Source organism: Kineococcus sp. AC630 (genome assembly GCF_979255925.1).
In genome coordinates this window covers 127807-141227 of sequence record NZ_CEEDMJ010000007.1, presented here as the reverse complement: position 1 = coordinate 141227, position 13421 = coordinate 127807, and the positions used below count along the sequence as shown (strand labels likewise).

At 70.4% G+C, this 13421-nt stretch carries 16 protein-coding genes and 1 pseudogene; 16 read left to right on the top strand and 1 reads right to left on the bottom strand.

The features are described 5' to 3' along the window. Positions 1 to 4: 4 nt before the first annotated feature. The 15 genes from AC0I8G_RS09600 (at position 5) to AC0I8G_RS09530 (ending at position 12342) form a co-directional block, all read left to right on the top strand. A complete protein-coding gene (locus AC0I8G_RS09600) occupies positions 5 to 1081 on the top strand; it encodes a serine hydrolase domain-containing protein (RefSeq protein WP_471729707.1) in 1077 nt (358 codons plus the stop codon). A 20-nt stretch (positions 1082 to 1101) separates the two neighbouring features. After that, positions 1102 to 1962, top strand: coding sequence for a peptide chain release factor N(5)-glutamine methyltransferase (gene prmC, locus AC0I8G_RS09595; protein ID WP_471729706.1), 861 nt, complete (start codon positions 1102 to 1104; stop codon positions 1960 to 1962). A 67-nt stretch (positions 1963 to 2029) separates the two neighbouring features. Further along, a complete protein-coding gene (locus tag AC0I8G_RS09590) occupies positions 2030 to 2764 on the top strand; it encodes an L-threonylcarbamoyladenylate synthase (protein ID WP_471729705.1) in 735 nt (244 codons plus the stop codon). Next, entirely contained in the window at positions 2761 to 3945 is a 1185-nt protein-coding gene (locus AC0I8G_RS09585; protein WP_471729704.1) for an MraY family glycosyltransferase, read from the top strand. The genes AC0I8G_RS09590 and AC0I8G_RS09585 overlap by 4 nt, the downstream gene beginning before the upstream one ends. A gap of 146 nt (positions 3946 to 4091) precedes the next feature. Further along, on the top strand, positions 4092 to 4529 hold the full coding sequence (locus tag AC0I8G_RS09580; protein ID WP_471729703.1) for a hypothetical protein: 438 nt from the start codon (positions 4092 to 4094) through the stop codon (positions 4527 to 4529). Continuing rightward, positions 4526 to 4765 carry a hypothetical protein gene (locus AC0I8G_RS09575; protein ID WP_471729702.1) on the top strand — a complete coding sequence of 80 codons (240 nt, stop codon included), beginning with the start codon at positions 4526 to 4528 and terminating at the stop codon, positions 4763 to 4765. Before AC0I8G_RS09580 ends, AC0I8G_RS09575 begins: the two co-directional genes overlap by 4 nt. An 88-nt stretch (positions 4766 to 4853) precedes the next feature. Beyond that, complete coding sequence (gene atpB, locus AC0I8G_RS09570; protein ID WP_471729701.1) at positions 4854 to 5642, top strand: F0F1 ATP synthase subunit A; 789 nt, start codon at positions 4854 to 4856, stop codon at positions 5640 to 5642. Between the two features lie 64 nt (positions 5643 to 5706). Further along, positions 5707 to 5916, top strand: a complete 210-nt coding sequence (gene atpE / locus AC0I8G_RS09565; protein ID WP_471729700.1) for an ATP synthase F0 subunit C — start codon at positions 5707 to 5709, stop codon at positions 5914 to 5916. 47 nt (positions 5917 to 5963) lie between these two features. Further along, positions 5964 to 6533 carry a F0F1 ATP synthase subunit B gene (locus tag AC0I8G_RS09560; protein WP_471729699.1) on the top strand — a complete coding sequence of 190 codons (570 nt, stop codon included), beginning with the start codon at positions 5964 to 5966 and terminating at the stop codon, positions 6531 to 6533. Then, on the top strand, positions 6530 to 7360 hold the full coding sequence (locus AC0I8G_RS09555) for a F0F1 ATP synthase subunit delta (protein WP_471729698.1): 831 nt from the start codon (positions 6530 to 6532) through the stop codon (positions 7358 to 7360). The genes AC0I8G_RS09560 and AC0I8G_RS09555 overlap by 4 nt, the downstream gene beginning before the upstream one ends. A gap of 110 nt (positions 7361 to 7470) precedes the next feature. Next, complete coding sequence (gene atpA, locus AC0I8G_RS09550; protein WP_471729697.1) at positions 7471 to 9108, top strand: F0F1 ATP synthase subunit alpha; 1638 nt, start codon at positions 7471 to 7473, stop codon at positions 9106 to 9108. 69 nt (positions 9109 to 9177) lie between these two features. After that, complete coding sequence (locus AC0I8G_RS09545; RefSeq protein ID WP_471729696.1) at positions 9178 to 10086, top strand: F0F1 ATP synthase subunit gamma; 909 nt, start codon at positions 9178 to 9180, stop codon at positions 10084 to 10086. A 65-nt stretch (positions 10087 to 10151) separates the two neighbouring features. Further along, entirely contained in the window at positions 10152 to 11609 is a 1458-nt protein-coding gene (gene atpD, locus AC0I8G_RS09540) for a F0F1 ATP synthase subunit beta (protein ID WP_471729695.1), read from the top strand. Positions 11610 to 11612: 3 nt separating this feature from the next. Then, positions 11613 to 11882 carry a F0F1 ATP synthase subunit epsilon gene (locus tag AC0I8G_RS09535; RefSeq protein WP_328292238.1) on the top strand — a complete coding sequence of 90 codons (270 nt, stop codon included), beginning with the start codon at positions 11613 to 11615 and terminating at the stop codon, positions 11880 to 11882. Positions 11883 to 11901: 19 nt separating this feature from the next. Then, the gene (locus AC0I8G_RS09530) at positions 11902 to 12342 is read left to right on the top strand and encodes a DUF2550 domain-containing protein (protein WP_471729694.1); all 441 of its coding nucleotides are present in this window, start codon (positions 11902 to 11904) and stop codon (positions 12340 to 12342) included. Positions 12343 to 12356: 14 nt separating this feature from the next. On the opposite strand, the gene AC0I8G_RS09525 is transcribed toward AC0I8G_RS09530, so the two are convergent. After that, positions 12357 to 12683 carry a hypothetical protein gene (locus AC0I8G_RS09525; protein WP_471729693.1) on the bottom strand — a complete coding sequence of 109 codons (327 nt, stop codon included), beginning with the start codon at positions 12681 to 12683 and terminating at the stop codon, positions 12357 to 12359. 391 nt (positions 12684 to 13074) lie between these two features. Between AC0I8G_RS09525 and AC0I8G_RS09520 the strand changes: the two are divergent. Then, positions 13075 to 13362: pseudogene (locus tag AC0I8G_RS09520) on the top strand (STAS domain-containing protein); the annotation flags it as partial. Between the last annotated feature and the right edge of the window lie 59 nt (positions 13363 to 13421).

The following is a 13421-nucleotide window of genomic DNA, read 5'->3' as shown; positions in this document are numbered from 1 at the left end:
CCCCATGCCCGTCAACGTGTCACGCCGTTCCAGGCCCACCCTCTTCGTCGTCCTCGCGGCGGCGCTCGTCGCCGGCCTGAGCGCCTTCACCCCCGCGACACCACCGACGCCCACGGCCGACAGCACGGGGGATCCCGCGCTCGCCCGGCGGTTGCGCCTCGCCGTCGGGGACCTCCCGGGCCAGGGGTTCGCCGTGGCCGCGGGGGACGGGTCGACATCGGCGCAGGCAGCGATCGGGGAGGCTTCGCCGGGTCGTCCCCTCACCGCCACCACGCCGCAGGAGATCGGCTCGGTCACGAAGTCGATGACGGGTCTGCTGTTCGCCGACGCCGTCGAGCGGGGGGAGGTGACCTCGGCGACGACGCTGGGGGAGGTCTACCCCGGTCTCCCGGGAGAACTGGCGGTCACGACCCTGACCGAACTCGCCACCCACACGTCGGGCCTGCCGCGCCTGAGCACCCGCGCGCAGCTGCGGAGCCTCGTCACGAACCTCACCTACGGAAATCCGTACGAGTGGGACACCCCCGGGTCGTTGCTGTCCGACGCCGGTTCCACGTGGCTGCGGACGCCGCGCGGGGAGTTCTCCTACTCCAACCTCGGGTACGCCCTGCTCGGGCAGGCGCTGGCCGTGCGGGCGGGTGTTCCGTACCCGCAACTGCTGACCGACCGCGTCCTCGCGCCGCTGGGGATGACCGCCACCGTCGCCGCGCCGGACCCGCTGCCCGCCGGTCGGGCGCTGGAACGGGGTGCCGACGGGCGGCGGACCACCCCCTGGAGCTCCACGGGCAGCGTCCCGGCGGGGATCGGCGTCTACTCCACCGCCGCGGACCTGGGTCGGCTCGCCGCCGCGGCGGTCTCCGGCGACGTGCCCGGCTCGGCCGCGTTGGCCGGGTGGGGCTGGTTCCCGGCGGAGGTCGACGGGCGGACGCTGCTCGGCAACAACGGGGCGACGTACGGGGTCCAGAGCTCGATCTGGCTCGAACCCGCCTCCGGCCGTTGGGTCGCGGTCACCTCGCCCAGCGGGTCGGCCGGCGTGGACACCCAGACGATCGCGTTCCGACTGCTCGGGATCGACGTCTGACCTGCCCGTAGGGTCGGGACGTGCCGAGCGACGTGAGGGAACTGCTGCGCGACGCCGAGCAGCGACTGGCCACCGCGGGGGTGGTGTCCGCCCGCGCGGACGCCGAGGTCCTCCTGGCCCACGCGCTGCGCGTCGACCGCTCCCGCCTCGGGGTCCTCCTCGCGTTGCGCGAGAGCGTCGAACCGGGGACCTTCGAGCACCTGCTCGACCAGCGCGAGCAGCGCGTTCCGCTGCAGCACCTCACGGGCCGCGCCGGGTTCCGCGAGCTGGACCTGCACGTCGGGCCCGGGGTGTTCGTCCCGCGCCCCGAGACCGAGACCGTCGCCCAGCTCGCCGTCGACGAGACGAGGCGCCTGGTCGCGGCGGGGGAGTTCCCCACCGTCGTCGACCTCTGCACCGGGTCCGGCGCGATCGCCCTGGCCGTCGCGACGGAGGTGCCGCGGTGCGCCGTGCACGCCGTCGAACTCGATCCCATGGCGCACGCCTGGGCGCGGCGCAACGTCGACGAGTTCGCCCCGCGGGTGGACCTGCGCGAAGGGGACGCCGCCACCGCCTTCGCCGACCTCGACGGCGAGGTGGACGTCGTCGTGAGCAACCCGCCCTACGTCCCGCCGGGTGCGGTCCCCGTCGACGCCGAGGTGGCGCGCCACGATCCGGAGATCGCGCTCTACGGCCTCGGCGACGACGGACTGCTCGTCCCGCGCCGGGTCGTGGCGGCCGCCGCCCGGTTGCTGCGGCCGGGGGGCTACGCGGTGGTCGAGCACGCCGAGGTGCAGGAACGGTCGGCGCGGGAGATGTTCTCGGCGTCGCTGTGGCAGGACGTCGGCAGCCACCGCGACCTCACCGGCCGTCCTCGCACGACCACGGCCCGTCGTCGCTGAGCGTCGACACCCCGCCGATCCCGCCGCTGTCGTCCTCCCCGTGGCCGACAGTGGGAGACTCCTGCGTGTGAGGCCCCCGTTCGATTGCGCCGACCCCGTCATCCGCGAGCGCGGTCTGTCCGCAGCGCACAACGCCGTGAAGCGCGGTGAGGTGGTCGTGCTGCCCACCGACACCGTCTACGGCATCGGCGCCGACGCGTTCAACCCCGCCGCGGTGCAGCGACTCCTCGAGGCCAAGGGACGTGGCCGCAACATGCCGCCACCCGTCCTCGTGCCCGAGACCCGGACCATCGACGGCCTGGCGTCGTCCATCCCGTTCGCCGTCCGCGAGCTGATCGACGCGTTCTGGCCCGGTGCCCTCACCATCGTCTGCCGCGCCCAGCCCTCGCTGAGCTGGGACCTGGGGGACACCAACGGCACGGTCGCGCTGCGGATGCCGCTGCACCCCGTCGCCCTGGAGCTGCTCAAGCGCACCGGCCCGATGGCCGTCTCGAGCGCCAACCTCTCCGGCCACCCCGCCGCGAACCTCGTCACCGAGGCCGTCGAGCAGCTGGGGGAGTCCGTCCGGGTCTACCTCGACGGTGGTCCGGCGACGAAGGGTGCGCCCTCGACGATCGTCGACGCCTCCGACGGACCGCTGCGGGTCCTGCGCGTCGGGGCGATCTCGGAGGCGGAGCTGCGCGCCGCGGTGCCCAAGGGCTGGGTCGAGCTCGACGAGCCCGACGCCGATCCCGAGGTTGACCCCGAGCCTCGGCTCGAGACCGAGGGAACCGGAGCGAGCGCACCGCAGACGAGCGGATGAGGGCCTACCTCCTCGTCATCGTCGTGGCCGCGGCCGTCACGTACCTGACGACACCCCTGGTGCGGCGCCTCGCCCAGCGCGTCGGCGCGATCACCCCGCTGCGCGACCGCGACGTGCACTCGGTGCCCGTGCCGCGGATGGGCGGGGTGGCGATGTTCTTCGGGATGGTCGCCGCCCTGGTCGTGGCGAGCCAGGTGCCGTTCCTCTCCCGCGTCTTCCACGCCGACCCCGGACCGCTGTGGGTCCTCGTCGGCGCCGGGGTGGTCTGTGCCGTCGGCGTCGCCGACGACATCGTCCAGCTCGACGCCGTCACCAAGCTGGCGGGGCAGGTGCTCGCCGCCGGGATCATGGGCTGGCAGGGCGTGAGCCTGCTGCAGCTGCCGATCGGCGGGGTCACCCTGCTCTCGGGCCGGACCATGATGATCATCACGATCCTCGTGGTGCTCGTGTCGGTGAACGCGGTGAACTTCGTCGACGGCCTGGACGGTCTCGCCGCCGGCATCGTCGGGATCGGCTCGATCGCCTTCTTCGGCTACTCCTACGCCCTGCAGCGGGGCAGCGCGCCCGACGACTTCTCCTCCCTCGCCACGCTCATCGCGGCGATCACGGTCGGGGTGTGCCTCGGCTTCCTGCCGCACAACTTCCACCCGGCACGCATCTTCATGGGTGACTCCGGGTCGATGATGCTCGGTCTGCTGATGGCGAGCTCGACCATCGCGGCGACGAGCACGGTCGACCCCGAGGCCGTGGCGAGCGAGAAGATCGCGCCCGCGTTCTTCCCGCTGCTGCTGCCCATCGCGGTCCTGCTGGTCCCGTTCAGCGACATGGTCCTGGCCGTCGTCCGCCGCACGCGGGCGGGCAAGGCGTTCTGGCACCCCGACAAGAAGCACCTGCACCACCGGTTGCTGCAGCTCGGCCACTCCCACCGCGTCGCCGTCCTCGTCATGTACTCGTGGGCGGCGTTTCTGAGCTTCGGGGTGGCCTCCTCGGCGTTCCTCCCGCTGACCCAGGCCTTCGCCGTGGCCTTCGCGGCCGGCTGCGTCGTGCTGGCCCTGACGTTCCTGCCCGTGTACTGGCGACGCAACCGACGGATGGTGGACCCCGTGAACCCGACGGTGAGCGACGAGGAACCCACGCAGGGTGCCGTTGCGGCACCCACGTCCGAGACTTCCCGCACGTGAGCCCGGACGGTCCACGACGTGACGTAGGAGACCCTTCCGCTCGTGATAGCTTTCACGAAGTCTCCCCGGAACGTGACCAACATCCCGGGGTTGCCGCCAGTGAGCCTGTCCCACCGGACGACCCGCCGACGACGGAAGAGAAACCTTTGAGCACCAGCACCGACGCAGGAGTCCAGGCCGCCGAGGCCTTCGGCATCCTGCTCCGCCGCGCGTCCGCGGTGTCGGGTGCGGTCGCTCTGGTCTGCGTCGTCGTCGCCTGGATCTGGCGGGGGAGCGCCTCGGGGCTCTCCGCGCTGATCGGCGGGGCCATCGTCGTCGCGTTCTTCGGAGCCCGCCTGGTGGTCATGGCCAGGGTCACGCGGGCCCGGCCCCAGCTGATCATGATGACCGCGATGGTCGTCTACTCGGTCAAGGTGGTCCTGCTCGGCATCGCGATGCTGCTGCTCACCCGGGTCGACGGGATCTCCGGTCCCGCGCTGGGGTTCACCGTCATCATCACGGCGGTCGTGTGGCTGGCCGCCGAACTCCGCGGCTTCATGAAGCTGCGGATCCCCATCTTCATGACGGACGAGGTCCAGAAGTGAGCCTCGCCAAGCCGTCCGACGCGCCGTCGGCCATGCCGACGGACGCCGGCAACGGCATCACCGAGAAGATCGCCTGGAGCATCACGTCCTACCTGATCTCCGGCGCGCTCATGGGCGCGCTGGCGGGTTGGGGCCTCGACCACCTGCTCGGAACCCACTTCATCGTGGGCATCGGTCTCGTCGTCGGCAAGGCGTTGACTTTGTACTACGTGTGGCTCCGGTACGGTACGCACTGACCGCGAGACGCCCGATCACTGTTCAGGGGGCCACGCGGCCGGCACTCCGGCCCCGTACCCACGATGAAGTTCGCACGGAGGAGTTGACGTGAGCCTGCCCCTGCTGGCTGCCGCGGAGCACGGGTTCACCCCGCCCAACGCAGAGATGTTCTGGCAGCCCCTCATCGGGAGCGGTCCGTTCGCGATCACGCGTCCGGCCATCGTCTTCGCGCTGTCGGCCGTGCTGATCATCTGGTTGCTGCTCGCCGGTACCAAGCGCCTCGCCGTCGTCCCGGGCAAGAAGCAGATGGTCGTCGAGGCCGCCTACGGCTTCGTGCGCAACTCGATCGCCCGGGAGTGGATCGGCAGCAAGGACTTCCGCAAGTACGTCCCGCTGCTCTTCACCTTCTTCTCGATCATCCTCGTCAACAACCTGTTCGGCGTCATCCCGCCGATCCAGTACCCGACGATGTCGCGCGTCGCCTTCCCGCTGGCGCTGACGATCATGCTGTACCTGACCTACCACGTCGTGGGCATCCGCAAGAAGGGCTTCGCCGCCTACTTCGCCGGCGTCGTGCCGCACGGGCTGCCCAAGCCGATCATCCCGCTGGTGTTCTTCCTCGAGGTGCTGTCCATCCTCGTGATCCAGCCGGTGACGATCACGCTGCGGCTCTTCGGGAACATGTTCGCCGGTCACCTCATCCTGGTGCTCTTCATCTCCGGCGCGGAGTACATGTTCATCGACGGCGGGATCGGGCTGAAGATCGTCGGCATCCCGACCATCGTCATGGCCTTCGTCCTCACCCTCTTCGAACTCTTCGTCGAGTTCCTCCAGGCGTACGTCTACACGATGCTCGCCGCCTCGTTCATCGCCAGCGCCCTCGCTGACGAGCACTGACCAGCCCCACCCAGACCTCCGGGGCGCGGCGTGCGCACCGGCTACGAAAGGAAGACGCAGGACCATGACTGGCTCCCTCGCCATCGTCGGCTACGGCCTCTCCGCCATCGGCCCGGGCATCGGCATCGGCCTCATCTTCGCGGCCTACATCAACGGCGCCGCGCGTCAGCCTGAGGCCCGCGGCATGCTGCAGAGCATCGCGATCCTCGGCTTCGTCCTCGCGGAAGCGTTGGCCATCTTCGGCATCGCCCTCGCCTTCGTCTTCCAGGGCTGACGAGCCACCACAGGCTCGTCCACTCGTCCTAGTCCGAAGGAGGAATCGTGCTCGTAGCAGCCTTCGCTGCAGCAGGTGAAGAGGTCGTCGAGGGCAACCCGACGTACCCGATCCTGCCGCACCTCGGCGAGCTCATCGTCGGCATCATCTTCGCGATCATCATCTACGCGGTGGTCGCCAAGAAGGTCGTCCCGCGCCTCGAAGCCATGTACGAGGAACGGCGTGCCGCCATCGAGGGCAACGTCGAAAAAGCGGAGCGGGCGCAGGAAGAAGCTGCCGCCGCTCTCGCCGAGTACAAGGCTCAGCTCGCCGACGCCCGCGTCGAGGGCAACCGCATCCGTGAGGAGGCGCGCCAGCAGGGTGCGCAGATCCTCGCCGAGATGCGCGAGCAGGCTCAGGCCGAGTCCGAACGCATCACCACCGCGGCGCGCGTGACCATCGAGGCCGAGCGCGTCCAGGCCACGGCGCAGCTGCGCGCGGAAGTCGGTCGCCTCGCGACCGACCTCGCGGGTCGCATCGTCGGGGAGTCGCTGCAGGACTCCGCTCGTCAGAGCGGCGTCGTGGACCGGTTCCTGGCCGACCTCGAGCGCAACGAGTCGGGAGTGACCTCCCGATGAGTGGTGAGCTCGACTCCGGCGTCGCGAAGGCGAGCCTCGCTGCCGCGCAGCGGGTGCTCGACCAGCAGTTGGCGGCCGAAGGGGCCGACGCGGGCAAGACCGGCGAGGACCTCTTCGCCGTCACCAGCCTGCTCGACTCCTCGGTCGGCCTGCGCCGGGCGTTGACCGACCCCTCCCGCGAGGGTTCGGCCAAGGCGGACTTCGTCCGCCGCACGCTGTCCGGCCGGATCACCCCGGCTGCTCTCGAGACCGTCGTCGCGCTGGCCTCGGCCCGCTGGACGGCGGGTCGCGACCTGTCCGACGCCACCGAACGGCTCGCCGTCGTCGCGGTCGTCACCCAGGCCGAGAAGTCGGGGCACCTGGACGCGCTGGAGGACGAGCTCTTCCGGTTCTCGCGGACCATCGCCGGCAACGCGGCCCTGCGCGACGCGCTGGCCGACCGCACGGCCCCCGACGCCAACCGCGCGTCGCTGGCCTCGCGGTTGCTGCTCGGCAAGGCCTCGCCCGAGACCGTCCAGCTGGCCCGCCGGGTCGCGACCTCCCCGCGGGGTCTGCGCGCCGAGCACCTGCTGGAGGACTGGGTCGAGGTCGTGGCCCGGCGCCGCGAGCAGCTCGTGGCCCACGTGGTCTCGGCCGTCCCGCTGAGCGAGAACCAGCGCGAGCGGCTCGCCGCCTCGCTCTCGCGCCAGTACGGCCGGGCGATCCGCATCAACGTCGACGTCGACCCCCACTTGGTGGGGGGCCTGCGCGTCAGCGTCGGCGACGACGTCATCGACGGGTCGATCTCGACTCGCCTCGACGAGGCCCGTCGCCGCCTGGCCGGCTGACCACCCGCCGAACACCGCTCCCGCGCATCGCGGGGGACAATGGACTTCGAGAACCGCACGATCGACCTGACAGTCGACACCGCACGACCGACAAGGAGAGCAGGGCTTCCATGGCCGAGCTGACCATCCGCCCGGAGGAGATCCGGGACGCTCTCGACGCCTTCGTGGCGTCGTACGACCCCGGTACCGCCGCGCGTGAGGAAGTCGGCCGCGTGACCGACGCGGGCGACGGCATCGCCCACGTCGAGGGCCTGCCCTCGGTCATGGCGAACGAACTGCTGCGCTTCGCCGACGGGACCCTGGGCCTGGCCCAGAACCTCGACGTGCGCGACATCGGTGTCGTCGTCCTGGGCGACTACGCCGGCATCGAGGAGGGCCAGGAGGTGCACCGCACCGGCGAGGTCCTCTCCGTGCCCGTCGGTGACAACTTCCTCGGCCGGGTCGTGGACCCGCTGGGTGCTCCGATCGACGGTCTCGGCCCGATCGAGGCCGAGACCCGCCGCGCCCTGGAGCTGCAGGCCCCCTCGGTCATGCAGCGCCAGGAGGTCCGCGAACCGCTGCAGACCGGCATCAAGGCGATCGACGCGATGATCCCGGTCGGCCGTGGCCAGCGTCAGCTGATCATCGGCGACCGCCAGACCGGCAAGAGCGCCATCGCGATCGACACGATCATCAACCAGAAGGCCAACTGGGAGAGCGGCGACCCGAAGCAGCAGGTCCGCTGCATCTACGTCGCCATCGGTCAGAAGGGCTCCACGATCGCCGCGGTGCGCCGCAGCCTCGAGGAGGCCGGCGCGATGGAGTACACGACCATCGTCGCGGCCCCGGCGTCCGACCCGGCCGGCTTCAAGTACCTCGCCCCCTACACCGGCTCCTCCATCGGGCAGCACTGGATGTACGGCGGCAAGCACGTCCTCATCGTCTTCGACGACCTGTCGAAGCAGGCCGAGGCCTACCGCGCCGTGTCGCTGCTGCTGCGTCGTCCGCCGGGCCGCGAGGCCTACCCGGGTGACGTCTTCTACCTGCACTCCCGCTTGCTGGAGCGTTGTGCCAAGTTGTCCGACGAGCTCGGTGGCGGGTCCATGACGGGCCTGCCCTTCATCGAGACCAAGGGCAACGACGTCTCGGCGTACATCCCGACCAACGTCATCTCGATCACCGACGGCCAGATCTTCCTGCAGTCGGACCTGTTCAACGCGAACCAGCGTCCGGCCATCGACGTCGGCATCTCGGTGTCCCGCGTCGGCGGCGCCGCGCAGACGAAGGCCATCAAGGGCATCTCCGGCACGCTGAAGCTGGACCTCGCGCAGTTCCGCGCGATGGAGGCGTTCGCGATGTTCGCCTCCGACCTCGACCAGGCCTCGCGCAACCAGCTCGCCCGGGGCGCCCGCCTCGTCGAGCTGCTCAAGCAGCCGCAGTACACGCCGTTCTCCCTCGAGGAGCAGGTCGTCTCGATCTGGGCCGGCACCACCGGTCAGCTCGACTCCGTCGACGTCTCCGACATCTCCCGCTTCGAGCGCGAGTTCCTGGAGCACGTCAAGCGGAACCACGCCGAGCTCATGCAGGGCATCCGCGAGACGAAGCAGTTCTCCGACGGCGCCAAGGACGAGCTCAAGAAGGCCGTCGACGCCTTCAAGCCCCAGTTCTCCGCGGGCAAGCAGGACGCGGCCGTCCCCGGCGACGAGGACCACGGCGCGACCGACGCGGACGACATCTCGCAGGAGCGGATCACCACCCAGAAGCGCTGACGCGCTCCTGGCAGATCACGCAGCACGACCCCAGCAGGGACCGAGCGGAGCAAGGAAGAGGAGCAGGACATGGCAGGCCAGTTGAGGGCCTACCGGCGGCAGATCCGCTCGGTCCAGGCGACCAAGAAGATCACTCGCGCGATGGAGCTCATCGCCGCGTCGCGGATCATCAAGGCGCGGGCGAACGTCGCCGCGTCGACCCCGTACGCCCGGGCGCTGACCCGGGCGGTGTCGGCGGCGGCGTCGAACTCCTCGCTCGACCACCCGTTGATCACCGAGAAGTCCGAGGTGAAGCGCGCGGCAGTGCTGCTCTGCTCCTCCGACCGCGGGCTCGCCGGGGCCTACTCCTCCAACGTCCTGCGCGAGGGGGAGCGGCTCACCGCGACCCTGCGCCAGGAGGGCAAGGAGGTGGCGCCCTACCTCGTCGGGCGCAAGGCGGCGTCGTTCTACAACTTCCGTCGCCGCGCGGTGGTCGAGGCGTGGGCCGGCTTCACCGACTCGCCCAGCTACGAGGACGCCAAGACCATCGGCGACCGCCTCGTGACCGACTTCGGCAAGGAGTTCGCGAACGGGGGTGTGGACGAGATCCACGTCGTCTACACGCACTTCGTCAGCATGGTCACGCAGGAACCCCGGGTCATCCGGCTCCTGCCGCTGGAGGTCGTCGAGGGCGTGGAAGCACCCTCGGAGGGTGACCTGCAGCCGCTGTACGAGTTCGAGCCCAGCGCCGACGCGGTCCTGGACGCCCTGCTGCCGCAGTACGTGAACAGCCGGATCTACAACTGCCTCCTGCAGGCGTCGGCGTCCGAGCTCGCCGCCCGCCAGCGGGCCATGAAGAGCGCGACGGACAACGCGGACGAGCTCATCAAGAAGTTGACCCGGTTGGCGAACAACGCCCGCCAGGCCGACATCACCCAGGAGATCAGCGAGATCGTCGGCGGCGCCGACGCGTTGGCCTCCTCCGGCTCGCGCGCCTGACCTCGCGCTCGGCCCCCACCCACTTCAGCACCAACGCACGCGACGAAGGAAGCCCGAGGAGCGACATGACCGCCACCGTCAACGAAGCGCCGAGCAGCACCAGCAAGGGTGCGACCGGACGCATCGCCCGAGTCATCGGCCCCGTCGTCGACGTCGAGTTCTCGGCCGACACGATGCCCGAGCAGAACAACGCCCTCACCACCGAGGTGACCATGGGCGGGCTGACCCAGACCGTGACGCTCGAGGTGGCCTCCCACCTCGGCGACAACATGGTGCGGGCCATCTCCCTCAAGCCGACCGACGGCATGGTCCGCGGGGCCTCCGTCGTCGACACCGGTGCGCCGATCTCGGTCCCGGTGGGCAACGTGACGCTGGGCCGCGTGTTCAACGCCATCGGCGAGTGCCTCAACCTCGAAGAGGGCGAGAAGCTCGAGGTCACCGAGCGCTGGCCGATCCACCGCAAGGCGCCGAACTTCGACCAGCTCGAGTCCCGGACCACGATGTTCGAGACCGGCATCAAGGTCATCGACCTCCTCACTCCCTACGTCCAGGGTGGGAAGATCGGCCTCTTCGGTGGTGCGGGCGTCGGCAAGACGGTCCTCATCCAGGAAATGATCCAGCGCGTCGCCCAGAACCACGGTGGTGTGTCGGTGTTCGCCGGTGTCGGCGAGCGCACCCGCGAGGGCAACGACCTCATCGGCGAGATGGCCGAGGCCGGCGTCTTCGACAAGACGGCCCTCGTCTTCGGCCAGATGGACGAGCCGCCGGGCACGCGTCTGCGCGTGGCCCTGTCCGCTCTGACGATGGCGGAGTACTTCCGCGACGTGCAGAACCAGGACGTGCTGCTCTTCATCGACAACATCTTCCGGTTCACCCAGGCGGGTTCGGAGGTGTCGACCCTGCTGGGCCGCATGCCCTCCGCCGTGGGTTACCAGCCGACGCTGGCCGACGAGATGGGCACCCTGCAGGAGCGCATCACCTCGACCCGCGGTCACTCGATCACCTCGCTGCAGGCGATCTACGTCCCCGCCGACGACTACACCGACCCGGCGCCGGCCACGACGTTCGCGCACCTGGACGCCACGACCGAGCTCTCCCGCGAGATCGCTTCGCGCGGTCTGTACCCGGCCGTGGACCCGCTGACCTCCACGTCGCGCATCCTGGACCCGCTCTACATCGCGCAGGACCACTACGACACCGCGGTGCGCGTGAAGCAGATCCTGCAGCGCAACAAGGAACTCCAGGACATCATCGCCATCCTCGGTGTCGACGAGCTGTCGGAGGAGGACAAGCTGACGGTGAGCCGTGCCCGCCGCGTGCAGCAGTTCCTCTCCCAGAACACCTACATGGCCGAGAAGTTCACCGGTGTCGAGGGTTCGACGGTCCCGCTCAAGGACACCGTCGAGAGCTTCAAGCGCATCGCGGACGGCGAGTTCGACCACGTCGCCGAGCAGGCCTTCTTCAACGTCGGTGGCCTCGAGGACGTCGAGCGCAAGTGGGCTCAGATCCAGAAGGAGAACTGACCCGTGGCGCTGCAGGTCGAACTGGTGGCCGCCGACCGCTCCGTGTGGTCGGGCGAGGCCTCGCTGGTCCGCGCCCGCACGGCCGAGGGTGAGATCGGCATCATGGGTGGCCACGAGCCGCTGCTGGCCATCCTCGCTCCCGGCGACGTGGCCATCACCGGCTCGGGCTCGGAGGGGATCACCGCCACCGTCAGCGGCGGGTTCTTCTCGGTCGACCACGACAAGGTGACGATCGTCGCCGAATCCGTCGAGGTCGGCGCCGGAACGCGCTGAGAACGACCGAGGACGACGCGTGCACGAGTTCCTGCTCTCCCTGGAGATCGCAGGAGCCTGTGCGGTCCTCCTCCTGGTCGTGCTCGTCGCGGTCGTCCTGCGGCGGCGTCGGTTGACGTCGCGGCTGGGCACCTTCGACTGCTCCATCCGCCAGCCCAGAGGTTCCCGCCGTCGGTGGGCCCTGGGTGTGGCGCGGTACGAGACCGACCGTCTCGACTGGTACCGCACGTTCTCGTTGTCCCCGCGCCCGTCGTGCACCTACGCACGACGGGCGCTCGGCGTGACCCTCTTCCGCGAGGCCGAGGGTTCCGAGCTCATCGCCGTGCAACCCGGCGCGATGGTCGTCGAGTGCCGCCACGAAGGCGTGGAGATCGAACTCGCGATGTCGCACGACGCCTACACCGGCTTCGCGTCCTGGTTGGAGTCCGCCCCGCCCGGGCAGGGCGTGAACGTCGCCTAGGGCGCCACCCCTCGTCAGGTGCGCGGACCTTTGAGGATCTGGCGCGCCAACCCCGCCTCGTTCGGGAAGACCATGACCCGCGGCCCCTCCGTGGTGGGGGCGAGCGTCGCCCGGATCCCGGCGTCCACGAGGGTGCGGCGCTGCACCTCGGCCTCGACGAAGGTGCCGGGGGAGGAGACCACCTCGAGCAGGCCGTAGTCGTCGCTGGCGCCCTGCTGGGGGCGACGTTCGACGAGCGAACGGCCGTGCGAGAACGTCCACCGCAACAGCAGCACCAGCACCCCGACGACGACCAGGGCGACGCTCGGCCCGAGGGCGTAGTGGTAGCTGGTCAAGTTCACGCCCCCATCATCCCCGCCGTGTCCAGCGCTGAGGCCCCACCGCGCACCCCCGCGTCCCCGGAAGGTCACCGTCTGGCAACGGCGGAGAAAATGACCACTCAGCGGTACCCATTGGTGGCAGAGTGTGTTCGCGGGATGCTCGTTCGTCCCGGTGGCCCCAGGAGTCACACGCACGTTCCTCGCGAGCGGTACGTGTGACTTCGCCCCTGGGTGCAACCGGAGAGCGGCGTCCTGCGTCAGACCGGCGACGATCACGACGACACGACGATGATCACGACCGGCGTCCTCGGGGGAGGAACACATGGCGATCGGAATCGCGACAGCGCCCAGCGCGGCGGACGACGTGGCAGCCCGCAGGGCGGCCCGTTCGGCACCCGGCCTGGGGGCCAGCGTGCGGGAGGAAGTCCACGGCCAGGTGGTCCACGTGGTGGGCCGCCTCGACGTGCACACCGTCCCGGACGTGCGCTCGGCCCTGCACGCGGCGGTCGACGCCGGTGCGGGTGAACTCGTCGTCCACGTGGACGGCATCGTGGTGGCCGACGCCACCGGCCTCGGGGTCTTCGTGGGGGCGCACCGCCGCGCCCTGCGGGTCGGACGCCGTCTGGTCCTGCGCGACGTCCCGCTGCCGGCCCTGCGCCTGCTGCGGGTCACGAAGCTGCACCTGGTCCTGCAGGTCGACGACGAGGTCCTGAGCGCCCAGGAACGCGCCGCGGTCCGTCGCGCCCGCGCCGAGGCGAT

Excerpts from the sequence above, each read along its gene's own strand:
- atpA (WP_471729697.1), top strand. The coding sequence starts at position 7,471 with ATGGCCGAGCTGACCATCCGCCCGGAGGAGATCCGGGACGCTCTCGAC.
- AC0I8G_RS09555 (WP_471729698.1), top strand. The coding sequence starts at position 6,530 with ATGAGTGGTGAGCTCGACTCCGGCGTCGCGAAGGCGAGCCTCGCTGCC.
- AC0I8G_RS09545 (WP_471729696.1), top strand. The coding sequence starts at position 9,178 with ATGGCAGGCCAGTTGAGGGCCTACCGGCGGCAGATCCGCTCGGTCCAG.
- AC0I8G_RS09585 (WP_471729704.1), top strand. The coding sequence starts at position 2,761 with ATGAGGGCCTACCTCCTCGTCATCGTCGTGGCCGCGGCCGTCACGTAC.
- AC0I8G_RS09600 (WP_471729707.1), top strand. The coding sequence starts at position 5 with ATGCCCGTCAACGTGTCACGCCGTTCCAGGCCCACCCTCTTCGTCGTC.
- atpE (WP_471729700.1), top strand. The coding sequence starts at position 5,707 with ATGACTGGCTCCCTCGCCATCGTCGGCTACGGCCTCTCCGCCATCGGC.
- atpD (WP_471729695.1), top strand. The coding sequence starts at position 10,152 with ATGACCGCCACCGTCAACGAAGCGCCGAGCAGCACCAGCAAGGGTGCG.